Raw genomic sequence first — 25,302 nt, 5'->3', positions numbered from 1 at the left:
ACGGCCGATCCGCTCATTGGCTTGCAGGGCGGAAGGCGTCGCCATGTGCCGGCCGCGCGTGCTGCGCCGCATATCCGTCGCGGTTCCGGCCAGCGACTGCGCCGGGCCGCCTCACCAGGAGCCTCGATGCCCTATGTCCTGATCGTCGAAGACGATGCCGATACGCGCACGATGCTCGCGACGCTCGCTCGCACGCAGCAGCTCGCATGCGATACGGCCGCCACGCTCGAGGAAGCGCGCACGCTCGTCACGACGAATACCCCCGATCTCGTGCTGTGCGATCTCGTGCTGCCGGACGGCAACGGCATGGATCTGTTCGACGCGTTGCCGAAACGATCGCACTGCGAAATGGTATTGACCACCGGCCACGCGAGCCTCGAAACCGCGATCGATGCGTTGCGGCGCGGCGCGACCGACTATCTCGTCAAGCCGCTGAACATGCAGCGGCTTAACAGCATCTTCGCGCGCGTGCCGCGCACGACCGCGCTGCACGAAGAGATTGCCGAGCTGCGCTCCGAGCTGAAGCGCCTCGGGCGTTTCGGCCGCATGCTCGGCAGTTCGCCCGCGATGCAGGCCGTCTACGACGCGATCGGCCGCGTCGCGCGCACCGAGGCGTCGGTGCTGCTGACGGGCGAATCGGGAACCGGCAAGGAACTCGCCGCGCAGACGGTGCACGACCTGAGCCTGCGCCGCCGCGGCCCGTTTCTCGCGGTGAACTGCGGCGCGATCGCCGCGAACCTCGTCGAGAGCGAGATGTTCGGCCACGACCGCGGCAGCTTCACGGGCGCCGAGCGCCAGCACAAGGGCTTTTTCGAACGCGCGGACGGCGGCACGCTGTTCCTCGACGAGATCACCGAGATGCCGGTCGAATCGCAGGTCAAGCTGCTGCGCGTGCTGGAGACCGGGCGGCTCACGCGGCTCGGCTCGACACGCGAGATCGACGTCGACGTGCGCATCGTCGCCGCGACGAACCGCGATCCGGAAGCCGCGATGGCTGATGGCAAGCTGCGGCCCGACCTGTTTCACCGGATCAACGTGTTTCCGATTCCGTTGCCGCCGCTGCGCGAGCGCGGCGACGACATCCCGATGCTCGCCGACGCGTTCCTGCAGCACTTCAACGAAGAGAGCGGCCGGCATCTGCGTTTCGCGCCGGCCGCGCGCGAGGCGCTGAAGACCTACGAATGGCCGGGCAACGTACGCGAACTGCGCAACTTCGTGCAGCGCGCGAGCATCTTCAGCGACGCGGACGTGATCGACACGCTGCCGCCGCCGATCATGGACGAGCTGTCGAATATGGTCGATTCGAACGAGGATCGCGTGACCGTGCCGTTCGGCACGCCGCTCGAGGAAGTCGACCGGCGGCTGATCCTCGGCACGATCGCGCAATGTGGCGGCGTGAAGGCGCAGGCGGCCGAAATGCTCGACGTCAGCCTGAAGACGATCTACAACCGGCTCGCACAACTGGAAGACGACGCGAACAAGCCGGATTCCTGATGCCGCTGCAACCGCGCTCATGCCCTCGTTTCCGTGTGGCGCGGCGCATCGTCGTCGCGCGGCGGGAGCGTGCCCGATGATCGATTTCTCGCGAACGCACGCCGGGAATTACGTAACGGCCGTGATGCTGGTCGCGATCGCGACCGTGCTGCAGGCCCTCGCGATCCGCTTCGGCGGCGTGAACCTGCCGCTCGTCCTCTACTACCCGCTGCTCGCGGGCGTCGCATGGGCCACCTCGTTCCTGTTCGGGATGGTGGCGACCGTGATCAGCGGCATGCTCGTGTGGACGCTGTTCCTGTCCGATCCGGCTGCCTATACGGAGCCGCTGCCCGAGCGGCTCGTCCGGCTCGGGACGCTCGTGCTGGTCGGCGCGCTCGTATGCGCGATTGCGTCGATGCTGCGGCATGCGCGATTCACGAACGAATATGCGCGCCGGCGCGAAGCGGCCGCGCATCGGCGCCTCGAGGCCGTATTTCAGGCGTTGCCGCACGGTGTGATCGCGACCGATACGAACGGACGGCTCACGTACATGAACGCGGCCGCGGCCGCACTCGTCGGCTGCGCGCCGGGCGATGCGACGGGCCGCGCCGCGCGCGACGTGCTGCGGGTGTTCGACCGCACCGGCCGCCGCGTGCCGGCCACGCCGCTCGATCGCGCGCTCGGCGGTGCGGGCGTCGTGTCCGACCAGCACTGGCTGCATGCGGACGGCCGCGAGCCGGTGCCGATCGTCGAGGTCGCGTCGCCGATCGCCGATGCCGACGGCAACATCGACGGCGCCGTGCTGTTGTTGCGCGATGCCGGCGCGGATCGCTCGCGTACCGACGCGTCGCGGCTGCAGCGCGCGGTTGTCGACGCATCGCCGGACGCGATCGTCGGCGTCGATGCCGACGGCCGCATCGTCAGCTGGAACCCGGCCGCGCAGCGCCTGTTCGGCTATGACGAAGGCCATGCGCTCGGGCGCGCGTTCGAATCGTTGGTCGCGATGCGCTGGCTGAAACGCAGGCCGTTCGCCGAATCGTTCGACGATATGCGCGAAGCGGTCGGGCCGATCGACCTGCTGTGCGTGCGACGCGATGGCCGGCGCTTTCGTGCGACGGCGGCGGCGGGCCCGGTGAGCGGCGACGCGCGTGCGTGCGTCGCGCTGTCGCTGACATTGCGCGAAACCGGCGCGCAGCGCCTGCGCGACCTGCGCACGCTGCGCTCGCTGCAGCGCGCGCGCCATGCACGCGACCAGGCCGATACGTCGAACCGTCTGAAGGACGAATTGCTTGCGACGGTGTCGCACGAATTGCGCACGCCGCTGAACGTGATCTACGGCTGGGTCGAGGTGCTGCGCAACTCGGGCGATGACGCGCTGCAGCAGCAGGCGATCGACGCGATCGACCGCAGCGCGCGCTCGCTCACGCGGATGGTCGGCGACATCCTCGACGCATCGTCGCTCGCGACCGGCAAGCTGCAGCTCGACGCGATGCCGGTGGATGTCGTGCGGCTGTTCTCCGACTCGGTCGGCGCGTTCCAGACGGCCGCGTCGTCGGCTGGTATCGTGCTCGAGTTCGAATGCACGGCGGCCACCTGCATCGTGTCGGGCGATGCCGAGCGGCTGCGGCAGATGCTGTCGAATCTCGTGTCGAACGCGCTCAAGTTCACGCCGAGCGGCGGTGCCGTGACGGTCGCGCTGGCGCGTGTCGATACGCGCGTGGTACTCACCGTGTCCGACACGGGGCAGGGTATCGCGGCGGAGTTCGCACCGTTCGTGTTCGACATGTTCCGCCGTGCGGACGATTCGCCCGCGTCGTCGCGGCGCGGCCTCGGTCTCGGCCTGTCGATCGTTCGGCATATCGTCGAACTGCACGGCGGCAGCGTGGTCGTCGAGAGCGCGGGCCGCAATCGCGGCGCAACGTTCACGGTGACGCTGCCGGCCGGCTGGCAGCCGATGGGCGCGATGGCCTGGGGGATCGCGCAGGCGGATGGCCGTCACGAGCCGCTCGTGCTGGATACGCAGCGCATCCTGATCGTCGACGACGACGCAACGACGCGCGCGAGCCTGACCGCCGCGCTGACCACGTTCGGCGCGACCGTCGCGATCGCGTCGTCGGGCCGGGAAGCGCTCGCGGTGGCCGCCGACATGCGGCCGACCGTCGTGCTGTCCGATCTCGCGATGCCGGACGGCGACGGCTTCTGGCTGCTCGACGCGCTGAGGCGCAGCGCGATGAACGGCGACGGCGGGCTGCCTCGCCTGCGCGTGCTGGCCGTGACCGCGCACGCGGGCCTCGCCGACGAACGCCGCGCGCTCGAAGCCGGGTTCGAAGGCTATCTGTGCAAGCCCGTCGACGTGCGCGAACTGGCGCGCAAGATCGCGCATGTGACGAAGCGCGCCGGCTGATGGCGCGGATGCGGTAGCGCGCCGTCAGCCGAGGATTCCGCGGGTATTTCCTTTCCCGCGCCGGCGCGCGTTCGCCGATCGATGCGATTCCCTGATGATGTCGCCCCGATGCGAGCGGGCGCGCCGACGCGCGCCCGTTACCCATCGCCCGGCAATCGTCATGCCCGGCAGATGCATGCCGAAAAAGTTACAACGCATTGGATGAAAGCACCTCCGCAAGGCGCCACGCGCGTGCATGCGGCCGCCGACGACGCGCCACACCATGCGAGCGCGACGGCGATCGCCGCCAGGCATCGCGCGCGATCTCCGTCGTGATCGATGCGCGGCGGCACCGCGCGTAGCCGGCGTCGGAGCCGGGCATCTCCCGGCTGGGTGCGCTTGCCCGAATCATGCAAAATACCCGGCATCTGAAATGCGGAGACGTGGCCCGTGGGAATCAACTTCGATTTGACCGATTTGCAGGCGTTTCGCGCGGTGGTGGAACTGGGAAGCTTCCGAAAGGCCGCCGACGCGATCAGCATTTCGCAGCCCGCGCTGAGTCGCCGGATCGACAAACTCGAGGAAGCGCTCGGCGTGCGGTTGTTCGAGCGCACCACCCGCAGCGTCACGCTGACCACCGTCGGACGCGTGTTCGCGCCGAGCGCCGAGCAACTGCTGGACGATCTCGACGTCGCGCTGCTCGGCATCCGCGACGTTTCGTCGAGCCGCCTCGGTCATGTGACGATTGCATGCGTGCCGTCGGTGGCCTACTACTTCCTGCCGAACGTGATCGCGAGCTATCATCGCCGCTTTCCGCGCATCAGGGTCAAGCTGCTGGATGCGAGCGCGAACGACGTGCTGGGCGCGGTCCTCAGCGGCGAGGCCGATTTCGGCGTGAGTTTCATGGGCAGCCAGGAGCCGGAGATCGAGTTCAAGCTGTTGCTGCAGGAACGGTTTGTTGCCGCGTGCCGGCGCGATCATCCGCTCGCGCGCAAGAAGCGCGTGACCTGGAACGAGCTTTACGAGTACGAGTATGTGTCGGTGGACAAGACTTCCGGCAACCGGCTGCTGCTCGACCAGGCATTGACGACCGTCGCGCCGCGGGCGCCGAGCGTGTGCGAGACGCGCCACGTGACGACCCTGCTCGGGTTGATCGAAGCGGGGCTCGGCGTCGCCGCGGTACCGTCGATGGCGATGCCCGGACACGACCATCCCGTGCTCACGAGTGTGCCCCTCGTCGAACCGGTGGTCAAGCGCCGGGTGGGCATCGTGAAACGGCGCGGACGCGCGCTGACGCCGGCCGCGGAGGAGTTTCACCGGGCGATCGTCGACGCGAAACGCGGCGCTGCGGCAAGCGGCGACGCATCCCGATGACGACGATCGAGCATACGGCCGGAACATCGGGGAACACCGCATCGTGAGGCCGGCAAGACCGCTCCGTTCGCTCTACGTGCAGGTTCTGCTGGCGATGGTGCTCGGCGTGAGCGTCGGCCACTTCTGGCCGTCGGCGGGCGCGCTGCTCAAGCCGCTCAGCGATGCTTTCGTCGGCCTCGTGCGGATGATGATCGCACCGGTCGTGTTTTGCACGATCGTCTCCGGCATCACGTCGCTGGCGAACGGCAAGGCCATCGGGCGCACGATCGTGCGCGCGCTGGCGCTGTTCTATCTGCTGACCGCCGCCGCACTCGCATTCGGGCTCGTCACCGCGTTCGTGCTGCGGCCCGGCGCCGGCATGCACGTCGACGTGCGCCATCTCGATTCGAGCCTCCTCGTGCAATACGTACGGCATGCGCAACCGCACGGGCTCGTCGAGTTCGCGCTGAGCGTGATCCCGGACACGATGCTCGGCGCGTTCCGCACGGGCGAGGTGCTGCCGGTGCTGCTGCTGTCGCTGCTGTTCGGTTTTTCGCTGAATGCCCATCCGCAGGCCGGTCGACCCGTGCTGGCGCTGATCGACGGCATCGCGCAGATCGTCTTTCGCGTGCTCGCGATGATCATGCGGCTCGCTCCGCTCGGCGCATTCGGCGCGATGGCGTTCACGGTGGGCCGCTTCGGCATCGGCTCGGTCGGCTCGCTCGCGAGGCTGATGGCGTCGTTCTACGTGGCCTGTGCGCTGTTCGTTGCGCTGGTGCTTGCGCCGCTCGCACGACTGCACGGTTTCGCGTTGTGGCGGCTGTTGCGCTACCTGCGCGAGGAATTGCTCATCGTCCTCGCGACCTCGTCCACGGAGCCGGTGTTGCCGCGGCTGATCGTCAAGCTGGAGTCGCTGGGGTGCGACAAGGGCGTCGTGGGGCTCGTGCTGCCGGCCGGCTACTCGTTCAACCTGGACGGCACCGCGATCTACCTGACGCTCGCGGCATTGTTCATCGCGCAGGCGTGTGACGTACCGCTTTCCGCGCCGCAAATCGCGGCGATGCTCGCCGTCATGCTGCTCACCTCGAAGGGGGCGGCCGGCGTGTCCGGCAGCGGGCTCGTCGCGCTTGTCGCGACGCTCGCCGTGATGCCCGACCTGCCGGTTGCCGGGGTCGCGCTGCTGGTCGGCATCGATCGCTTCATGTCCGAGGCGCGCGCGCTGACGAGCGTGATCAGCAATGCGTGCGCGGTGATCTTCGTTTCGTCGTGGGAAGGGGAGTGCGATCGTGCGCGGCTCGCGCGGATGCTGAGCGCGGCCGAGCCGGTGAACCCGGACTGCGCCGATGATGCTGCGGACCACGCCGGGCGCGACGGGAAGGCGGTCTGACGCACGCCTTCCCGTGGTTCGTGCTCAAGGTGCGGAGACGGAATCCAGTCCGGTCGACTTTACTTGCGCCTGTACGTCGGGCGACGCGAGATAGTCGAGGAGTGCCTTCGCTTCCTTTGGATGTTGCGCGCCGACGGGGATGCCGGCGGCGAAGCGTGTGACGGACTGCAGCGATTCGGGAATCTTGCCGACGAAGGTCGCGCCCTGGACGGGCAGCAGTTCGCTCACCTGTTGGAAGCCGATTTCGTAGTCGCCGTTCGCGACCACGGACGCGACCGGAATCCGCGGGATCATCTTCGCCTTCGATTTCACCTGGTCGTCGATGCCGAGCTTCCTGAACAATTCCCGCTCGATGTAGACGCCACTCGCGCTATCCGAGTAGGCGATCGACTTTGCATGCAGCAGCGCCTGCTTCAGGCCTTCGGCCGAGCTGATGTCGGGTTTCGCCGCGCCGTCGCGCACGACCATGCCGATGCGGGAATCGGCCAGCTCGACGCGCGACCCGGGGATCACCCTGCCTTGCTTGATCAGGTCGTCGAGCGCGTAGCCGACCATGATCACCGCGTCGGCAGGCTCGCCGCGCGCGAGCCGGTTCGGAATCGCTTCGGGCGACTTGCCCATCGACGGGCCGAGCGCGGTGTCGAGCGTGTTGCCCGTGCGGGACGCGAACTGCGGGCCAAGGAGCTTGTAGGCCGCGGTGAAGCCGCCCGAGCTCATCACGTGCAGGTCAGCGGCCTGTACGTTCGCGGCGACTGCGGAGGTGGCGACGAGCGCGGTCGCGCACAGTTTCAGGAGCAGGTTTTTCATGGTTGTCGACGTGCGGAGTCGGGGTAGGTTGCTCGGCATGGGCTTCAGTGCGCGGGCGTCAGCGTCGGCGTCTGGCGGCGATAGAGGGCGAACGTCGCAAGCAGCGCGCACACCGCGGCGAGGCTCATCCAGTAGCCCGGTGCAGCCTTGTCACCGGTCATGTGAATCAGCGCCGTCGAGATGGCGGGCGTGAAACCGCCGAATACGGCCGTCGCGAGGCTGTAGGCGAGCGAGAAGCCTGCCACGCGCACCTCCACCGGCATCACTTCCGTCAGCGCGACGATCATCGCGCCGTTATAGATCCCGTACATGAACGACAGCCACAGCAGGACGAGCAGCATGTTGACGAACGACGGTGCATGAGCGAGCAGCGACAGCGCAGGATAGGCGGTCGCGATCGCGAGCACCGTCATGCCGACGAGCAGCGGCCGGCGGCCGATCCTGTCCGACAGCACGCCGCCGATCGGAAGCCAGACGAAGTTCGACACGCCGACGCACAGCGTCACGAGCAGGCTGTCCGCGGTGCTCAGGTGCAGAACCGTCTTGCCGAAGGTCGGCGCGTAGACCGTGATCAAGTAGAAGCTCGTGGTCGTCATCGCGACCAGCATCATGCCTGCGAGAACCACGCCCCAGTTCTGGACCAGCGTCCCGAACACTTCCTTCATGCCGGGACGATGCTGGCGCGCCTTGAACTCCTGCGTTTCTTCCAGGTTGCGGCGCAGCATGAAAATGAACGGCACGATCGTACAGCCGACGAAGAACGGCACGCGCCATCCCCATGCGGCGATGGCCGATGCGCTGAGCCATTGATTGAGCGCGAAGCCGAGGCCCGCCGCGACGACGATCGCGACCTGCTGGCTGGCGGACTGCCAGCTCGTGTAGAAGCCCTTGCGGCCGGGCGTGGCCATCTCGGCAAGATAGACCGACACGCCGCCCAGCTCGGCACCTGCCGAAAAGCCCTGCAGCAGCCGCCCGATCAGCACGAGCGCGGGTGCGAGCAGGCCGATCGTCGCGTAGCCCGGTACGAACGCGATCAGGATGGTGCCGCTTGCCATGATGGCAAGCGTGACGATGAGGCCCTTGCGGCGGCCGACGTCGTCGATGTACGCGCCCAGCACGATCGCGCCCAGCGGCCGCATCAGGAAGCCGGCGCCGAACACGGCGAACGTCATCATCAGCGAAGCGAACTCGCTCGCGGCGGGAAAGAATACGGCGGCGATCTGCGTCGCATAGAAGCCGAACAGGAAGAAGTCGAACTGCTCGAGGAAGTTGCCGGCCGTGACGCGGAATACCGCGGCGGCCTTCGAACGTCCGGTCGGAAGGCTGGGCGAGGGGTGCATCGGGGGTGTCTCCAGAAAAATCCTGACAACGCGCGGAAGGCGATCGATTGTCGTTTTGGCAATGTTCGCCCGGAGACGGAAAAACGATAAGTGCGATTTTTGGATGGATTGATGTCGTATGGTTATCAATAGGGGGCGGCCGGCAGACGAAAAAAAGCCCCGCATGCGCGGGGCGCGTCGGTCGGCGCGCCGGCCGGTCGCGAACGATCAGTGACGGCCGCGCGTGCGCGGATCGTTCAGTTCCTCGGTCGGATCGGTCAGGCCGAGCTCGTCGCCGGGGCGCCAGTACGGCGCGCTGCCGTAGTACTCGTGCAGCGGCTCGGCCCATTGCGGATCGGCCATTGCCGGCCAGTGGTCCTTGTCGAAGCCGGGGGCGTTCTTGATCCGCTCCGACGACACCGACAGCAGGAAGCACTTGCGTTCGGTGTCGAGCGTCAGCGCGCTCCACGGGAGCGCGAGCAGCTTGTCGCCGATGCCGAGCACGCCGCCGCTCGACAGCACCGCGTACGCGATACGGCCCGAGCGCACGTCGAGCATGATGTCCTTGATCTTGCCGACGTCGTCGCCGTCGGTCGTATAGACCTTGTCGCCTTCCAGCGTGTTGGCCGCCATGACGTCGGGGCCGGGGCCGGCCGCCGTCGCGGCGCCCTTGCCGATGATGCGGGTCTGACCTTGATCGGAAGTCTGCATGGTGTTTCCTCCAGGCTGCGTGGTGCGCGATCGTGCCCGGGCGGGCCGCGGGTCGCGCGGGTGGTCGGGACGGGGCGAAGCAAAGGCTCGACCCGTCACGTCTGCCTCGGCTGCGACACGCCTTCGAGCGTGTTCGCGACGTCGTCGTGCGTCGGGCCGGCCGAGCGCGTCGCGATGTCCGCGAGCGACAGCATGCCGACCAGCCGCTTGTCGTGATCGACGACGGGCAGGCGGCGCAACTGCGCGTCGGCCATGTAGCGCTGGATCTCGTCCAGCGAATCGTCGTCGAAGCACCATTCGATCGGGCCCGACGCGACTTCGTGGATCCGCGTCTCCGGCGGCTTGCCGGCCGAGATCGCGCGCACCGCGAGATCGCGGTCCGTCACCATCCCGACCAGCCGGTTGTTGTCGCACACGGGCAGCGCGCCGATGTCGTAGCGCTCCATCAGTTGCGCGGCATGACGGATCGAGTCGGTCGGCGCGATGCACACGACGTCCTGCGACATGATTTCGTTGACGCGATGCATGAAAGTCCTCCTTGCGGGTTGGGGGTCGGCGATGCCTCGGCACATTCAGCAAACCGCATGCCGTGCGGCGCACGCGGCCTGTCGTTCGTCGTCGTCATTCGTTGTGGCGTTGGCGCTTGTCCTGCCACGGCCCTTCGTCGTGCGTGCCGGGCGGCGTGTCGGGCTCGATGCGCGTGATGCCGCCGGTCGCGGGCGGGTCGCTGGCCGGAAACGTGTCCTCGAGCTGCTTGTCGATATGGCGTTCCGAATGGCGCGTGTGCGTGCGTTCCTCAGGCTTCAGCGGCCGCGACGGGTCGGTTCGCTGCTTGCGCTCCGGCGCGCCGTGGCCGGACCGGATCGAATCCTTCATGGCGAAGCTCCGTGTCGGTGACGAAACCGCCGATTTCCCGCAACGGCCGTTCCCGGATCGCACGCGGCACGCGACTTGCCACGTCGACCGCGACGACGAAGACGCCCATGGCAGCAACGCGCGGCGCACCCGGTGCCTGCGGTGCGCGCATCAAGCGGAGACACGATGACGATTCCGAAACGACGACCAGGCGTGCGCTACGAGGTCAACGTATGCGGCGGCGGATTCGATTCGGTGAAGAGCCGTTTCGATGCGTGGAAGCACGAACCGCTGATCTACCGGCCCGAGCGCCGGATGTTCGAGGGCAAGGCCGACGTGAGGCCGCTCGGCGACGAGACGTTCGGCTCGACCGAGCCGGCGCGCCTGGCGCTGCCGGGCACGCCGCCGCCGATGCAGTACTGACCTGACGCGTCGCGTGTCGCACGGCATGCGCGCCGAGCATCGCACCGCGCGGCATGCGCCGCATTCGTGATGCAGCGAAGGAACGTGATCGCGAAGATGAAATCCGTCGCGTGCTGCGAGCGGATCCTGCGGCAGGAGCGCGACATGGTCGCGTGGCTGCTGCGCGACCTGCGGGAGCTGACGATGGTATTTCTCGATCACCCGGCTGTCGATCGCATCGATGCGAAGCGGTAACGAAGCGGTAACGATGCGCGCGATCGGGCACACTTCTTGACGCGCGAAATGCGTGCCCCAAACTTGCCGCCGGCTTGTAAAAAAGCGGCCCCGTCACGTTGAGTGATGGGGCACGAACCCGCGAAAGCCCCGGTACGACGTGCGTGGACGGATTGGCACGAAAGCTGCATGAACCCTGTCGACGAAATTCCGCGAACCGAACCGTCAGGAGGCTTTCGATGTCCGTCTCGCTTGCGCTGCAGATGCGGCAGCATCTCGCACTTACGCCGAGGCTTCAGCAGTCGCTGCGGCTGCTGCAGTTGTCCTCGCTCGAGTTTCAACAGGAATTGCGGCAGGCGCTCGACATGAATCCGTTTCTCGAGGACGGCCAGGGCGAAGGCGAAGACGAAACCGCTGCCGGAACGCCCGAGCAGGCGGCCGAAGCCGCCGCGCCCGAAGCGGCGCCTGAACCCGACGACGTGCGCCCGCCGGACGGCGAGGTGTCGTATACGGCCGCGCCCGCGCCGCGCGGTACGGGCCGCCAGGGCGACGACGCCGACGGCCTGTCGCCCGGCGAATGGATGGCCGCCGAGCCGTCGCTGCATCAGCAACTACACGACGCGCTGCGGCTCTACCCGCTGAACAAACGCGATCGCGAAGCCGCGCGCATCGTGATCGACGCGCTCGACGACGACGGCTACTTGCGTCAGGAGCTGCCCGAACTGCTGGTCGCGGCCGATCCGGCTTTGCTGCTGTCGCAACAGGATCTCGCGGTCGCGGTGCGGCTCGTGCAGATGCTCGACCGCCCGGGCATCGCCGCGCGCTCGCTGTCCGAATGCCTCGTGCTGCAGCTCGACGCGATCCCGGCCGGCACGCCGGCGCTCGCGGAAGCGAAGGCGATCGCGCGCGAGCATCTCGAACGGCTCGCGCGCCGCGAGACGGCCGAGATCCAGCGGCGCATCGGCTGCAACCCGCAGACGCTGCATGCGGCGTGCGCGCTCGTGCGCGGGCTCGATCCGCGCCCCGGCAATCACTACGGCAGCACGCGCGGCGACTACGTGGTGCCCGACGTGATCGTGCGCCAGGTGCGCGACGAATGGATCGTGACGATCAACCCGGCCGTGCTGCCGCGCGCGCGCCTGCACGAGCGTTATGCGACGCTGTTCGCGCAGTCGAGCGGCGAGCGCGATTCGCCGCTCGGCCAGCAGTTGCAGGAAGCGCGCTGGCTGATCCGCAACGTGCAGAAGCGTTTCGAGACGATCCAGCGCGTCGGCGAATGCATCGTCGCGCGGCAGCGCGATTTCTTCCGCTACGGCGAAATCGCGATGAAGCCGCTCGTGCTGCGCGACATCGCGGAAGAGCTCGACCTGCACGAATCGACCGTGTCGCGTGCGACGGGCAACAAGTACATGGCCACGCCGCACGGCACGTTCGAGTTCAAGCACTTCTTCCCGCGCAAGCTCGAGGCGGCGGGCAAGGGCGTGTGCTCGGCGTCGGCCGCCAAGGTGCTGATCCGCGACATGATCGCGGCCGAGCGTCACACCGATCCGCTGTCCGACGTCACGCTCGCGCAGAACCTCGCGGGGCGCGGCATTCTTCTTGCGCGCCGCACGGTGACGAAGTATCGCCAGGCGATGAAGATCCCGCCGGCCGACCTGCGGCGACGCGACGCCGCGTGACGGCTCGGGCGACCCAACCGCGCGCGTGCCGCCTGTCGCGTCGACATGGCATCGTATTGCGCGCGCCAACGAGAGGAGCGCAACCATGCCAGCAAAATCCCAGGCCCAGCAACGTGCCGCCGGGGCCGCGCTGTCGGCCAAGCGCGGCGACACGAAGATGAAGGATCTCAAGCCGCCGGCGAAGTCGATGGCCAGGTCGATGAGCGAGAAGGAACTCGAGAGAATGGCTTCCACGCCGGTGCGCGGCAAACCCAGGCACAAGCACGATGCGTGATCGACGACGACGTGTGTTCGCGACCGCTGTCATCCAGGAGGGCTCCATGCTTCGATATGCCGTCATTTTCTTCATCATCGCGCTCGTCGCGGCCGTGCTCGGCTTCGGCGGCATCGCGGCCGGCGCGGCCGAGATCGCGAAGATCCTGTTCTACATCTTCGTCGTGATCTTCCTGGTCACGCTGCTGCTGGGCGTCGTGCGACGATGAGCAACGCACCCGACCGCTCGCAGCGCGTCGCGGAACTCGAGCACGCGCTCGCGAACGGCTTTCCGTCGGAGTCGACCATCGTCGTGCATGCGGACGACGCATCCGGGCGCTTGACGATCCAGGTGTCGTGGGTGCGCGTGCCGGCCGACGAAAGCGCGCGCGAATGGCGTTGCGCGGTCGACCTGCGATTCGATCCGCACGTGGTCGAGCGATATGCGTGGCTCGACGAGGACGGCCGGCTTCGCGTGCGCACGTATCTGTGCGACAGCGCGCGACGCGCGGTGGACGAACGCAAGCCGCGCGTCGAGGACGACGCGATCGAATGCAACGTGGCGCTCGATATTACGGATACCGAACTCGATGCGGCGTTGCGCGCGCCCTGACGCCGGGGCCGACCGCCGCCGGCGCGGCGTGCGGTGGCCGCTCGCGCGATGTCCATCCCCATCGGCACCGCGCCGACGATCAGGTACCACGGTGTTTCGTGCACGCGAGCGATCGGGGCGGGTCGATGCGGCGGTGGCCGGCCGCCGTCACGGCTTGCGGCCGAGGGCCTCGCGCAGTTTCAGCACGAAAACCTCGTGACATCCGCATTCGAACCGAATGGCCGGCGCCGTTTGAAGCAAGCGCGCGCGGCCACCACGCAGGAGGACATCATGCGATCGAACTCCCGGATCAGTCTGGAAGACGACGCGACGGACGCCGACATGGTCGACGCCGGCGATCTCGATACGACGGTCCGTCTCGACGTCGAGACAGGCACGGTCACGTTTCATGCGGCGTGGTCGATGGAGGCCGATGCGCCACCCGATACGGGGCGGCATTCGGTCGTGCTGGTGCTCGACTGCGACACGATGGAACGCTATGCGGGCCTCGACGACGGCGCCCGGATGCGCGTGCACGCGATGCTGCACGAGGCCGTGCAGGACATGCTCGACCGGGTTCCCGACGACGACGACGATCTGACACTGACGGTCGAACTGACCGACGCGATGCTCGATGCGGCGATCCGCCTGCAGTAATCGTGCCGGGTCGGGTTACACGCCGTTGAAATCTTTTCAGCCCGTGCGCGGCGAAGCGGCACGGGCCGGTTTCGGCCGGTCTCTTCCGTCGCCGTTGCCGTCGTCCGGCCGCACGCGGCACGGAGATTGCTCCGTGACCGGGACGGCATAAAGGGTGCCGCGGCATCCACGGAGGTCTCCATGAGCGGCAGACTGGACCATTGCAAGGTAGCGATCCTCGCGGTCGACGGCTTCGAGGAAGCCGAGCTTGTCGAACCGCAACGTGCGCTGGCGGCCGAAGGCGCGCAGGTCGACGTGATTTCGCAGAAACGCGGCGAAATCCAGGGGTTCACGCACGTCGACAAGGGCAAGCGTGTGAAGGTCGACCGCACGTTCGACGACGCACGCGAGGGCGACTACGACGCGGTCGTGCTGCCGGGCGGCGTCGTCAACGGCGACGCGATCCGGATGATCCCGGCCGCGCGCGAGTTCGTGACGGCGGCCGTCGGCGCCGGCAAGCCGATCGCCGCGATCTGTCACGGCGGCTGGCTGCTCGTGTCGTCCGGGCTCGTGGAAGGGCGCACGATGACGAGCTGGCCGAGCCTGCAGGACGACATCCGCCATGCGGGCGGCAAGTGGGTCGACGAGGAAGTCGTGCGCGACGGCAACCTGATCACGAGCCGCAAGCCCGCCGACCTGCCGGCATTCAGCGGCGCGCTGGTCGAAAGCCTCGCGTCGCGGAGCGTGTGATCCGATGCCGGCCGATTCCCCCCGCCACGTCACGCTGGCCGATGCGCCGCCCGAGTTCGACGGCGCGGCGCTGCAACTGTGCTTCACCGTCGACGTCGACGGTCAACCGGAACACTGCGCGATCACGGCCGAGGCGCTCGAGGATCATTTCGGCGCGCCCTCGGTGCTGGAAGCCGATCTGCTCGACGCGTTCGAGCGCGGCCGCGCGCGGATCGAGGCCGCCTGCGCGGATGTGCTGGCGGACGGCAAGGGCGGCGTGGTACTGCACAGCGGCTATTTTCGCGCGCACGGCCGTGCGGCGGCGGGCAGCGTGAAGGCCGGCATGTCCCGTTCGCGGCGCTCCTGATCGAAGCGCCGTGGCCGACGCGTTCGGCCGGCTCGCGTCCGGCATTACATATCGTTGAAAACTTTGCACGGGCGGCCGGGCGCCGCGCGGTGCCATATCGCGCCGCACGCACGCGGTGCGGACGATCGCTGCTTCGCGCGTATTGGCATGGTCCGTGCACGCATCGACAGTCGCCGGCGCGCGTGTCGCGCCGCATGCCGATGCGACGCCGTGGTCGCATCGCGTGAAGCCGTCAACGGGGAACGAGCATGCTGACCGCCCATGAACTTGCCGCGCTGTTCCTGGTGTATCGCGCACCGGAACAGATCCAGATCGATCGCGAGGACGTCGCCGCGCTGGTCGAACAGAACCTGATCGTGATGCAGGGCGACGACGCGTCGGGCGAGCGCCGGCCCACGCTGACGGCCGACGGCATGTCGGTGCTGCAGTGCGTGCAGCGGCACGACAGGAGCGAGCCGGACGGTACCGAGCCGGACGGCACCGACGCATGACGCGCGGGCGCGCTGCTCACGGTGCGATCGCGACGGACGCGTTGACCGGCACGACGGGTGTGCGCAATTGTTCGCCGGCCTGTGCGCGCGCGTCTGCAGCGATCTTTTCGCGGAACGCGGCCACGTGCTCTTCCTCGCGGGTCAGCCGTTCGCCGAGCCGGCGGCGCGCGGAGGGCGGCGTGTGGGGTTCGGTCGGCATCGTCGGCTCCTGCGGCTGGACTCGGTATGAACCTGCAGCAGGAAGCTTGCCCGGGGGCGGAATCGATATTGCGGCGGCCTGTTCACCGGTTTTCAGTTTTTCAGTGACGCAGGAGAGAAAGGAGGAATGCGGTTTCGAATATGCGGCAGACGAAAGGCACGGCATCGGCCGACGAGCGGCGGGGCGGCGGGCAGCGCACGGTGGCGCCGGCGCGTGCGCGGATTCGTGCGCTGCCCGGCGAGACGCGCCGGTCGAAGGATCGCAATGCGAAAGGGGTCGTGACCGCGGGCCATGGCGATACCCCGGACGCGCCGCTGTGGGAGGACGACGGCGGGACGATGCCGCCGGACGAGTGGTCGTGATGTCGTCGGCCGCGCCCGCGCCCGCTTCCGACAAGCCACCGGTTGCGGTCGGCCGATGCAGGGTGCGCAGGCCGGGGTCGAATCGGCTCAGTTCGCCGCGCGCGTCGCGACGAGCACGGCAACGGGCAACGCCGCAAGGCAGCGATCGAGCGCCAGCCTGCCGTCCGCTGCGTCGATTCCGTGCCGCGCGTCCCGCGCATTCAGCCAGTCCGTCCAGGGCCCTTTGACGCCACGCGGCAACACGACCGCCGTATCGCCCCATAACGCGGGCTCCACGCGCGGCAACCGGGGCATGTCGCCGAGCAGCCGGCACGCAAGCCGCGTTGCAACGACCACCACGGTCGCCGCATCATCGCACCGCGCGAACGCAACCGCGTGACGCCCGAGCGTGCCGCGCACGCGCAGCGGCACATACGCACCGTCGGCGAACGTCGTCGGCCAGCGCGCGCGCAGCGCGAGCATCCGTTCGACCAGCGCCCGTTTCACGCGCGCATCCGGCCAGGTCGGCAGGTACGATTCGACCGGCCCGTCGACGCGCTCGGCCGCCAGCGCCGCGAACGGCACGTCGTGCCGGTTGTCCGGATCGACGAGCGAATGATCCCATCGCTCGGTACCTTGATACAGATCGGGCACGCCGGGGGACGCGATCCGCAGGGCCGTCTGCGTCAGGCTGTTGACGATGCCGGCCGGCGCGATCCGCGCAACGAACCCATGCAGCCGGTGCGCGAAATCGCCGGCGCCGCGCGGCGTCAGGATCGCGCGGACGAACGCTTCGCATGCGCGCTCGTAGTCCGTCTCCGGTGCATGCCAGTCCGTATGCCGCTTCGCTTCGCGCAGCGCCTTCGTCTGCCAGCGCACCACGCGTTCGGCGAGCGCCGCGAGCCCCGCCGCGTCGTCGGGCGCCAGCGACGGCGGCCAGCAGCCGACGAGCGTCTGGTACAGCATCGCCTCGGCGGCCGGCCCCGGCGCCCACGCCAGGTCGCGATGCGCGCCGCCGCGATGGGGTCGGTTGAGCGCGGACCAATCGAGCGATGCCGCACGCCATGCGTCGGGCATCTCGCTGAGCACCGCGAGCCGCGCGCGTGCGTCCTCGCCGCGCTTGTGGTCGTGCGTGGCCGTCGCGACCAGCGCATGCGGCGCGATTCGAGCACGGCGCCGGTTGCGCGCATGGAACGCGCCGCGCGACAGGCCGAAGTCGCTCGCGTCGGCGCCGACCTCGTTGCGCGACAGCAGCCGACCGTAGCGATAGCAGGCCGTATCCTCGACACCCTTCGCGGCGAGCGGCGCGGTGAGCTGCGCGAACGCGACGCGGGCCGCATGCAGCGCGGCGGCGTCCGCGCGCGGCACGCGTACGACCGGCAGCCCGAGCCACGCGGCAACATGGTCGAGCGCGTAGCGGTCGGCCGGATCGATCGCCGCGCATGCCCGTTCGTACGCCTGCGTGAGCACCCGGCGGTCGGTGTCGGCGGGCGCATCTTCCTGCACCGGATACATCCGGTACACGGGCAGCCGTACCGCGAGTTCGCCCAGCACGCGCTGAATCGCGACCAGACTGACGTCGCGCGTCGCGGGCGACGCGCGTGCAATGCCGTGCAGCGTCCGTGCGACGCGCGCATGCTCGGCGGCGAGCTGGCGCATCAGCACGCGCCGCTTGCCGTCGAGCGCCTCCTGCTCGAACGTGCGCGACGAACCCGACACCGCGGCCCAGTGGGCGGCCAGCGGCGCGGCGCCGGCCGGGTCGTGCAGCAGCGCGCCGACGTCGTTCATGAAGTCGTAGCCGGTCGTGCCGTCGACGGCCCAGTCGTCGCGCAGCGCCTCGCCGGGCGCCAGGATTTTTTCAACGACAACGTACGGCCGCTCGTCGCGCAGCGCCGCGAGTTGCGCATGCAGCCGCCGGCAGTACGCGCGCGGATCGGCGAGCCCGTCGACGTGATCGACGCGCACGCCGTCGATGGTCCCGGCCGCGTAAAGGCGCAACGGCAGCGCGTGGACGGCGTCGAACACCGCATCGTCGTCGATGCGGATGCCCGCGAGCGTTGCGATGTCGAAGAAGCGCCGCCAGTTCAGTTCGTCCGCGGCCGTGCGCCACCACGCGAGCCGGTAGTGCTGGCGTTCGAGCAGTCGGTGCAGCCACGCGCGCGAGCGTGGGCTGCGCGGATCGGCGCCGCGCAGCACGGCGTCGAACGCATGCGGGCCGTGCGCGGCCGCGTAATCGCGCAACGCCGCATGCGCGGCGGCCAGCCGGGCGCTGCCGTGCGCCGGCGCGGCGCCGAAGCGTTCGGCGAGCGTGTTCAGGTCCGAGCGGTTCGCGATGCGCAGGATGTCCGCGTAGGTGGCGGCGGCCACGGGCAGCTGCCGCCCCGGGCACGCAACGAAGAAGCGGCCGGTCGACGGATCGGCGCCGAGCGCGATGTCGCCGGCCGCGAGCGCGTCGCCGTACGGCGTGCCGAGGCAGGGCAGCAGCACCTTGCCGTCGAGCGCGGCGTCGGGCGGATGCCAGTCGATGTCGAAGCAGCGTGCGTACGGGCTCGCCGGCCCCCATTCGAGCACGTCGTTCCACCAGCCGTTCGACGAGCCGCCGACGCCCATGTGGTTCGGCACGATGTCGACGATCACGCCGATGCCATGCGCGCGCAGCGCGCCGACGAGCCGGACCAGGCCGGCTTCGCCGCCGAGTTCGGCGCTGACCGACGCGTAGTCGACGGTGTCGTAGCCATGCAGCGAACCGGGCTCGGCCGTCGAGACCGGCGACAGGTACAGGTGGCTCACGCCGACGCGCGCGAAGTAGTCGGCGTGCGTGGCCGCATCGTCGAACGTGAAGCCCGCATGCAGCTGCAGCCGCAGCGTCGCGCGCGGCGTCATGGGTCGCGCTCCCGCGAGCGGCGCGCGTGCACGACAGCCGCGATGCGCTTGCGCGCGTCGTCGTCGAACAGTGTGTCGACGGCGCGCGGCAGGCGCCGCAGCCAGTTCGGATGGCCGCAGGGCGGCCCCGGCAGGTTCGGCTGCTCGTCCAGCCCGAGAAGATCCTCGAGCGGCAGGATCGCGAGCGGCGACGGGCTCAATGCGACATACGCGAGTATCGCGCTCACGGGTGGCGCGCCGGCCGGCGGGACGGCGCTGTTGGCGGGCGCGCAACCCGCGTGCTGCAATGCGTGCCACAGCGCCGCGCGTTCGGTTGCGCGTTCCGCCTGGGCGGCGATCAGGTCGGGATCGGACGCAGGCGGGGGCGTGGCGCGGTCTGCTTCGGTGCGGGGTGCGGTGTCATGCCCGCCGTCGGCGCCTTGCACGATTTCGTCCGGCCCTGGTGCACTCGCATCGCTCGGCGTGCTTTCGGCCGCGCCGTTTTGCTGCTTCCGGCTGTCGGCCGCCACCCGCCGCCACCCCAGATCGACCCCGCGCCACCAGCCGGCCACGGTCGGCAAATCGTGCGTCGACGTCATCGCGAGCGCATCGCGATCCCACGCGGACGGCGGCCGGAACGCGCCGTTCGCAGCACGCTCGAACCACAGCACGCGCATCCCCGCGATCCCCTGCGCGCCAAGCCGTTCGCGAAAACCGCCCGGCACCGTGCCGAGATCCTCGCCGATCGCGATCGCGCGATGGCGTGCCGCCTCGAGCGCGACGAGCCGCACGAGATCGTCGACCGGATAGCGCAGGTAGGCACCGTCGCGCGGCGTGCCGCCGTCCGGCACGATCCACATCCGCGCGAAGCCGAGCACATGATCGATGCGGATGCCGCCCGCATGCGCGAACGCCGCGCGCAACAACGCGATGAACGGCGCGAAACAGTCGGCGCGCAGCGCGGCGGGCGTCCATGTCGTGACGCCCCACGCCTGGCCGGCTGCATTGAACAGGTCGGGCGGCGCGCCGAGCGACACGCCGCGCAGCAGCGTCGCGCCGTGCGCCCATGCGTCGCTGCCCGCACGGTCGGAGCCGACCGCGAGATCGGCGATCAGCCCGGTCGCCATGCCCGCGCCGCGCGCCGCATGCTGCGCGTCGCCGAGCGCGCGCGATGCGCACCATTGCAGGAACGTGTGGAATGCGACTGTGTCGGCATGCGCGTGCGCGAACGCATCGACTTCGGCCGATGACGGCATGCGCCACGGCGCCGGCCATTGCCGCCAGTCCGCACCGATCCCGTGTTCGATGCAGAACGCCTGCAGCGTGTCGAAGCGCGCATGCGCGTCGAGCGCCGCGCCGCCGGCCGCGCGAAAGCGCTGGTACGCGTCGCGCGATGGCGCGCCGTCGGCACGCCATGCGTCGAAGCATGCGCGCAGGCGGCGCAGCTTCGGCGGCAGCACGCGCGGCCAGTCGATCAGCGGCATGTCGGCCGCTGCATCGGGCCCGTGATGTGCAGCCTCGGCGCCCGGCACCGCGTCGCAGTCGAGATACGCGACGTTGTGCCAGCGTCGCGACGACGGCGAATACGGGCTGTCGTGCGCGGGCAGTGCGGGATAGCCGGCGTGCGTCGGGCTGATCGCCACCGCCTGCGCGCCGTGTCGCGCCGCGTGCGCGGCGAGCCGCGCGAGCGCAGTGTAGTCGCCCGCGCCGTCGTCGCCGGTGCGGCGCAGGCTATAGAGCTGGGCTGCGACGCCCCAGCGGCGGCCTGCGTCGGGCGCGCGCGCGAATGCGCCGAACGGGCGCGCGCGCGGCGGCGCGATCGCGAGCCCGATGCGCTGCTCGCCGATGTCGAGCGCGTGATAGCCGGGCATCGCGAGCGGCGGCAGCGTGCCATGCTCGCCCGCACCGGCCACGCGCCCGTCGACGTAGCCGCCCGTTTCGAGCGCGACCCGGAAGTGTGCGCCCGGCAGCGCGATCGTATGCGGCAGCGTCAGCGGCAGGTCGGCATCGCCGGTGACGAAACGCGGTGGCGCCGCGTTCGCATCGGCGAGCGCTGCCGCGCTGTCGACGCGTTGGACCGCGGTGCCGCACGGCCAGCCGAGCGCGTCGACGAGCGCGGCGAGCGCATCGTCGCCCACCCGCCGCGCGACGCCGCCCGCGTCGGTCCAGTCGGTTTCCAGTCCGGCCGAACGGGCGAGTGCCGCGATCGAGACGTCGGTCGTCATGATCGGCCCCGCCCGTTCGCGCGGTGATTCAGCGCATCGCGGTTGACCGCGCCGTCGCGCCATGCGATGCACGCACGTGGCGGCAGGCGCAGGTCCCGCAGCCGGTCGCGCGCGCGCGGCGGCGTCTCGAACACGATCTTGCCGACCGGCAGCGCGGGCAGCACCGCGTCGTGCGAGCCGAGGTTCAGCGCGATCGTCAGCGTGCTGCCGTTGCCGAGACGCCAGCGTGCGGCGAGCGCCTGCGGTTCGCCGTCGCCCGCGAGCAGGTCGACGCCGAGCGCGCGCGCGCCGGCCAAGTGCGGCGTCACGAGCGCCGCGCGCACGGCCAGCGCGCTGCGGTAGAAGCGCCGCCATGCGTCGGCGTCGGGCCATGCGTCGTCGGCCGGGTGTTTCGACAACGAACGCACGAACGTCGCGATGTCGTTCGGATCGGGAATCGCGTCGCGATGCGCGGGATCGGCGAATGCGGGAAATGCCGCGAATTCGCGGCGCCGGCCTTCGCGCACGGCGTCGGCGAGCGCGCCGCGATAGTCGGTGAAGAACTGGAACGGCTGCGTGCTGCCGTCCTCCTCGCCCATGAACAGCAGCGGAATCTGCGGCATGAGCAGCATCAGCGCGGTGGCCGCGCGCAGCGCGTCGTCGTTCGCGAGCGTGCGCAGCCGTTCGCCGAACGCGCGGTTGCCGATCTGGTCGTGGTTCTGCAGGAACGTGACGAACGCGGTCGGCGGCAGGTGCGCGCTCGGCTCGCCGCGCGCGGCGCCGTCATGCAGCGGCGACGGCTCGCCCTGGTACGCGAAGCCTTCGCCGAGCGTGCGCGCGAAGTGGCGCAGCGGCGCGTCGGCATACGCGCGGTAATAGCCGTCGCGCTCGCCGGTCAGCAGCACGTGCGCGCTGTTGTGGAAATCGTCGTTCCATTGCGCGTCGAAGCGGCCGGGCCCGAGCAGGCTCGCCGCATTGCGTTCGTTCTCGAGCACGAGATGCACGTGGCGTGTGTCGCCCGCATGCGCGCGCACGCGGCGCGCGAGCTCGCGCAGCCACGCATCGTCGTCGATCGCATGCGCGGCGTCGATGCGCAGCCCGTCGAAACGGTATTCGTCGAGCCAGTAGAGCGCGTTGTCGATGAAGAACGCGCTCGTCTGCGCATGCGCGAAGTCGATCGCGGGCCCCCATGCCGTTTGCCGGTCCGCGCGGAAGAACGCGGGCGCGTAGCGCGGCAGCAGGTTGCCGTCGGGGCCGAAGTGGTTGTAGACGACGTCGAGGAACATCTGCAGCCCGAGCCCGTGCGCGGCGTCGACGAGCGCCTTCAGTTCGTCGGGCCGCCCGTACGACGCATCGGGCGCGAACGGCAGCACGCCGTCGTAACCCCAGTTGCGCGTGCCCGGGAACGCATTGACGGGCATCAGTTCGATCGCCGTCACGCCGAGCGCGGCGATGGCCGGCAGGCGCCGCTCGACGCTCGCGTAGCCGCCGCATGCGCCGACGTGCAGTTCGTACAGCACCGTCTCGTGCCACGGGCGGCCGCGCCACGCGTCGTGACGCCAGCGATAGGCGGCCGGATCGACGACCTGGCTCGGGCCGTGCACGTCGTGCGGCTGGAAGCGCGACGCGGGATCGGGCACGGCGAGATCGCCGTCGAGCACGTAGCGATACAGCGTGCCGGGGCCGCACGGCGCGACTGCGTCGAACCAGCCGTCGCCGGCCGCCGTCATCGCGACGGATGGCCCGCCGTGCAGCTCGACGGCCGCGGTGCGGCTCGCGGGCGCCCACAGCCGGAAGCGCGTGCGGCCCGCGTCGATGCAGGTCGCGCCGAACGACGACGCGAACGCATGCGTGCCGGGCGGATGAGCGGAACGTGACGTCATTGCGGTTCTCACGAAGGCGGGTCGGGCGGCACGGCCGCGACGGCGACCGCGGCCGCATGCGCGGCGACGTCGAGGCCGTCGGCCGGCCACGCGCGCGGGCCGGCGTCCGGCGAGGCCGTGTCGACCAGCACGCGGTAGTCGAGCACGGGCGCGGGCGGCGCGAACGTGATCGTTTCGGACGACGCGTTCAGCATCACGAGCAGCGACTCGGTGCGCCCGGTGCGGCCCGCGCCGACGCGCCGCATCGTCAGCGCGCGGCGCTCGCGGTCGTGCCACGCGGGCACGGTCAGCGCGTCGCCGCGTTCGTCGAACCAGTCGATCTCGGCCATGCCCGGCGCGCCGTCGTGATCGCCCGACGGATAGCGCGGCGCCGACATCAGCGGGTACATGCGCCGCAGCGCGGCGAGCCGCGACACGAAACGCATCAGCTTCACGGCTTCGTCGCCGCGCGCCAGGTCCCAGTCGAGCCACGACAGCTCGTTGTCCTGGCAGTACGCGTTGTTGTTGCCGCGCTGCGTGCGGCCGAACTCGTCGCCGGCGACGAGCATCGGCGTGCCGAGCGCGGTGAACAGCGTCGCGAGCATCGAGCGCGCGACGCGCGCGCGTACGTCGCGGATCGCCGCGTCGTCGCTCGGCCCTTCGGCGCCCCAGTTCGCGCTGCAGTTGTCGTCGCGGCCGTCGCGGTTGTCCTCGCCGTTCGCGTCGTTGTGCTTGTCCGCATACGACACGAGATCGGCGAGCGTGAAACCGTCGTGCGCGGTGACGAAATTGACCGATGCCCACGTATGGCGCCGCTGGTGGTTGAACAGGTCGGCCGACCCCGCGAGCCGTGCGGCGAGTTCCGGTCGCTGGCCCGCGTCGCCGCGCCAGAAGCGCCGCACGGTGTCGCGAAAGCGGTCGTTCCATTCGGCGAAGCCCGGCGGGTGGCGGCCGAGCTGGTAGCCGCCGGGGCCGAGATCCCACGGCTCGGTGATCAGCTTGCGCTGCGCGAGTACCGGGTCCTGCCGCAGCGCGTCGAAGAATCCCGCGCCGGGATCGAAGCCGTGATCCTCGCGGCCGAGCGTCACGCCGAGATCGAAGCGGAAACCGTCGACGTTGAACGCGGTGGCCCAGTAGCGCAGCGAATCCATCACCATCTGCACGACGCGCGGGTGCGACAGGTTCAGCGTGTTGCCGCAGCCCGTCTCGTCGACATGAAAGCGATGGTCGCCCGGCACGAGCCGGTAGTAGCTCGCGTTGTCGAGGCCGCGCCACGACAGCGTCGGGCCGAGCTCGTTGCCTTCGCAAGTATGGTTGTAGACGACGTCGAGCACGACCTCGATGCCGGCCGCATGCAGCTGGCGGATCGCGATGCGCATCTCGTCGAGCCGCCGCGTCGCGAGATACGCGGGTTCCGGCGCGAAGAACGCGGCCGTGTCGTAGCCCCAGTAATTGCGCAGTCCGCGTTTCACGAGTTCGCGCTGCTGCAGGAACGCGTGGACGGGCAGCAGCTCGACCGTCGTCACGCCGATCGACAGCAGGTGATCGATGAACGCAGGATGCGCCAACGCCGAGAACGTGCCGCGTTCGGGCGCGCGCAGCCCGGCGCGGCGCATCGACGCGCCGCGCACGTGCGTCTCGTAGATCACCGTGCTGCGCCACGGCACGCGCGGGCGCCGGTCGTTGCTCCAGTCGAACGCCTCGTCGACCACCACGCATTTCGGCATCGCGGGCGCCGAGTCGCGCCGGTCCATCGACAGGTCTGCGCGGTTCGAATGCACGCGATAGCCGAACAGCGCGTCCGACCAGCGGAAGTGGCCGACCAGCTTGCGCGCGTACGGGTCGAGCAGCAGCTTGGTCGGATTGAAGCGATGGCCGTGCTGCGGCTGGTACGGGCCGTCCGCGCGCAACCCGTACACGGTGCCCGGATGCGCGTTGGGCAGGTAGCCGTGCCACACCTCGTCGGTGCATTCGGGCAGGTCGAGGCGCGCGAGTTCCCTGCGGCCGGTCGGATCGAACACGCACAGCTGGATGCGCTGCGCGTGCGCGGAAAACACCGCGAAGTTGGTCCCGAGGCCGTCCCAGGTCGCGCCGAGCGGATAGCGGCGGCCGGATTCGAGGCGAGCGGGCAGGGCACTCGGCATGGGGCGAAGATCTCCGTGTC

24 protein-coding genes and 1 pseudogene are annotated in these 25,302 nt (G+C 69.7%); 15 read left to right on the top strand and 10 right to left on the bottom strand.

All coding sequences use genetic code 11. From position 1 onward, the window contains the following. Window positions 1–126: 126 nt before the first annotated feature. The 4 genes from OEJ37_RS01135 to dctA all read left to right on the top strand — a co-directional run bounded on the left by OEJ37_RS01135 (window position 127) and on the right by dctA (window position 6,596). Window positions 127–1,494: a sigma-54-dependent transcriptional regulator gene (locus OEJ37_RS01135; RefSeq protein WP_263342897.1), complete on the top strand. Its 1,368-nt coding sequence runs from the start codon at window positions 127–129 to the stop codon at window positions 1,492–1,494. 76 nt (window positions 1,495–1,570) lie between these two features. Then, entirely contained in the window at window positions 1,571–3,877 is a 2,307-nt protein-coding gene (locus tag OEJ37_RS01130; RefSeq protein WP_263342896.1) for an ATP-binding protein, read from the top strand. 429 nt (window positions 3,878–4,306) lie between these two features. Further along, window positions 4,307–5,230: a LysR family transcriptional regulator gene (locus OEJ37_RS01125; RefSeq protein WP_263342895.1), complete on the top strand. Its 924-nt coding sequence runs from the start codon at window positions 4,307–4,309 to the stop codon at window positions 5,228–5,230. Window positions 5,231–5,273: 43 nt separating this feature from the next. Beyond that, window positions 5,274–6,596, top strand: coding sequence for a C4-dicarboxylate transporter DctA (dctA, locus tag OEJ37_RS01120; RefSeq protein WP_263342894.1), 1,323 nt, complete (start codon window positions 5,274–5,276; stop codon window positions 6,594–6,596). 24 nt (window positions 6,597–6,620) lie between these two features. On the opposite strand, the gene OEJ37_RS01115 is transcribed toward dctA, so the two are convergent. The 5 genes from OEJ37_RS01115 to OEJ37_RS01095 form a co-directional block, all read right to left on the bottom strand. Further along, the gene (locus OEJ37_RS01115; protein ID WP_263342893.1) at window positions 6,621–7,403 is read right to left on the bottom strand and encodes a substrate-binding domain-containing protein; all 783 of its coding nucleotides are present in this window, start codon (window positions 7,401–7,403) and stop codon (window positions 6,621–6,623) included. A gap of 44 nt (window positions 7,404–7,447) precedes the next feature. Then, entirely contained in the window at window positions 7,448–8,743 is a 1,296-nt protein-coding gene (locus OEJ37_RS01110; protein ID WP_174418557.1) for an MFS transporter, read from the bottom strand. Window positions 8,744–8,950: 207 nt separating this feature from the next. Continuing rightward, window positions 8,951–9,433: a PRC-barrel domain-containing protein gene (locus tag OEJ37_RS01105; protein WP_175919676.1), complete on the bottom strand. Its 483-nt coding sequence runs from the start codon at window positions 9,431–9,433 to the stop codon at window positions 8,951–8,953. A gap of 95 nt (window positions 9,434–9,528) precedes the next feature. After that, window positions 9,529–9,960, bottom strand: coding sequence for a CBS domain-containing protein (locus tag OEJ37_RS01100; RefSeq protein ID WP_174418559.1), 432 nt, complete (start codon window positions 9,958–9,960; stop codon window positions 9,529–9,531). A gap of 94 nt (window positions 9,961–10,054) precedes the next feature. Further along, window positions 10,055–10,309 carry a hypothetical protein gene (locus OEJ37_RS01095; protein ID WP_263342892.1) on the bottom strand — a complete coding sequence of 85 codons (255 nt, stop codon included), beginning with the start codon at window positions 10,307–10,309 and terminating at the stop codon, window positions 10,055–10,057. Between the two features lie 165 nt (window positions 10,310–10,474). Here OEJ37_RS01095 and OEJ37_RS01090 point away from each other — a divergent pair. The 10 genes and pseudogenes from OEJ37_RS01090 to OEJ37_RS01045 form a co-directional block, all read left to right on the top strand. Next, window positions 10,475–10,681: pseudogene (locus OEJ37_RS01090) on the top strand (hypothetical protein); the annotation flags it as partial. A 99-nt stretch (window positions 10,682–10,780) separates the two neighbouring features. Beyond that, window positions 10,781–10,945 (top strand): hypothetical protein, encoded by a 165-nt coding sequence (locus tag OEJ37_RS01085; protein ID WP_263342890.1) that lies wholly within the window; start codon window positions 10,781–10,783, stop codon window positions 10,943–10,945. 218 nt (window positions 10,946–11,163) lie between these two features. Beyond that, window positions 11,164–12,603 (top strand): RNA polymerase factor sigma-54, encoded by a 1,440-nt coding sequence (locus tag OEJ37_RS01080; protein WP_263342889.1) that lies wholly within the window; start codon window positions 11,164–11,166, stop codon window positions 12,601–12,603. Window positions 12,604–12,688: 85 nt separating this feature from the next. After that, window positions 12,689–12,877, top strand: coding sequence for a DUF3008 family protein (locus OEJ37_RS01075; RefSeq protein WP_174418562.1), 189 nt, complete (start codon window positions 12,689–12,691; stop codon window positions 12,875–12,877). A gap of 46 nt (window positions 12,878–12,923) precedes the next feature. Further along, complete coding sequence (locus tag OEJ37_RS01070) at window positions 12,924–13,085, top strand: DUF1328 domain-containing protein (RefSeq protein WP_152859985.1); 162 nt, start codon at window positions 12,924–12,926, stop codon at window positions 13,083–13,085. Then, a complete protein-coding gene (locus OEJ37_RS01065) occupies window positions 13,082–13,468 on the top strand; it encodes a DUF3022 domain-containing protein (RefSeq protein ID WP_263342888.1) in 387 nt (128 codons plus the stop codon). The genes OEJ37_RS01070 and OEJ37_RS01065 overlap by 4 nt, the downstream gene beginning before the upstream one ends. A 270-nt stretch (window positions 13,469–13,738) precedes the next feature. Next, a complete protein-coding gene (locus tag OEJ37_RS01060) occupies window positions 13,739–14,104 on the top strand; it encodes a hypothetical protein (protein ID WP_175919670.1) in 366 nt (121 codons plus the stop codon). Window positions 14,105–14,284: 180 nt separating this feature from the next. Next, window positions 14,285–14,833: a type 1 glutamine amidotransferase domain-containing protein gene (locus tag OEJ37_RS01055; protein ID WP_174418565.1), complete on the top strand. Its 549-nt coding sequence runs from the start codon at window positions 14,285–14,287 to the stop codon at window positions 14,831–14,833. A 4-nt stretch (window positions 14,834–14,837) separates the two neighbouring features. After that, window positions 14,838–15,179 carry a DUF1488 domain-containing protein gene (locus tag OEJ37_RS01050; RefSeq protein ID WP_174418566.1) on the top strand — a complete coding sequence of 114 codons (342 nt, stop codon included), beginning with the start codon at window positions 14,838–14,840 and terminating at the stop codon, window positions 15,177–15,179. Window positions 15,180–15,427: 248 nt separating this feature from the next. Continuing rightward, window positions 15,428–15,670 (top strand): hypothetical protein, encoded by a 243-nt coding sequence (locus OEJ37_RS01045; RefSeq protein ID WP_174418567.1) that lies wholly within the window; start codon window positions 15,428–15,430, stop codon window positions 15,668–15,670. Between the two features lie 16 nt (window positions 15,671–15,686). On the opposite strand, the gene OEJ37_RS01040 is transcribed toward OEJ37_RS01045, so the two are convergent. Continuing rightward, entirely contained in the window at window positions 15,687–15,869 is a 183-nt protein-coding gene (locus OEJ37_RS01040) for a hypothetical protein (RefSeq protein WP_263342886.1), read from the bottom strand. 140 nt (window positions 15,870–16,009) lie between these two features. Here OEJ37_RS01040 and OEJ37_RS01035 point away from each other — a divergent pair, with 140 nt between their 5' ends. Continuing rightward, window positions 16,010–16,231 carry a hypothetical protein gene (locus OEJ37_RS01035; protein WP_174418569.1) on the top strand — a complete coding sequence of 74 codons (222 nt, stop codon included), beginning with the start codon at window positions 16,010–16,012 and terminating at the stop codon, window positions 16,229–16,231. 87 nt (window positions 16,232–16,318) lie between these two features. On the opposite strand, the gene treY is transcribed toward OEJ37_RS01035, so the two are convergent. The 4 genes from treY to glgX are packed head-to-tail and all read right to left on the bottom strand — an operon-like array spanning window position 16,319 to window position 25,282. After that, window positions 16,319–19,093, bottom strand: coding sequence for a malto-oligosyltrehalose synthase (gene treY / locus OEJ37_RS01030; protein WP_263342885.1), 2,775 nt, complete (start codon window positions 19,091–19,093; stop codon window positions 16,319–16,321). Next, window positions 19,090–21,297: a 4-alpha-glucanotransferase gene (gene malQ, locus OEJ37_RS01025; RefSeq protein WP_263342884.1), complete on the bottom strand. Its 2,208-nt coding sequence runs from the start codon at window positions 21,295–21,297 to the stop codon at window positions 19,090–19,092. Before malQ ends, treY begins: the two co-directional genes overlap by 4 nt. Then, entirely contained in the window at window positions 21,294–23,159 is a 1,866-nt protein-coding gene (treZ, locus tag OEJ37_RS01020) for a malto-oligosyltrehalose trehalohydrolase (RefSeq protein WP_263342883.1), read from the bottom strand. The genes malQ and treZ overlap by 4 nt, the downstream gene beginning before the upstream one ends. An 8-nt stretch (window positions 23,160–23,167) precedes the next feature. After that, complete coding sequence (glgX, locus tag OEJ37_RS01015; RefSeq protein ID WP_263342882.1) at window positions 23,168–25,282, bottom strand: glycogen debranching protein GlgX; 2,115 nt, start codon at window positions 25,280–25,282, stop codon at window positions 23,168–23,170. Between the last annotated feature and the right edge of the window lie 20 nt (window positions 25,283–25,302).

This window comes from Burkholderia sp. BKH01 (assembly GCF_025685725.1).
Taxonomy (GTDB): domain Bacteria; phylum Pseudomonadota; class Gammaproteobacteria; order Burkholderiales; family Burkholderiaceae; genus Burkholderia; species Burkholderia pyrrocinia_C.
Note: the sequence above shows the minus strand (reverse complement) of the source record. Positions and strands in the feature narration are given on the sequence as shown.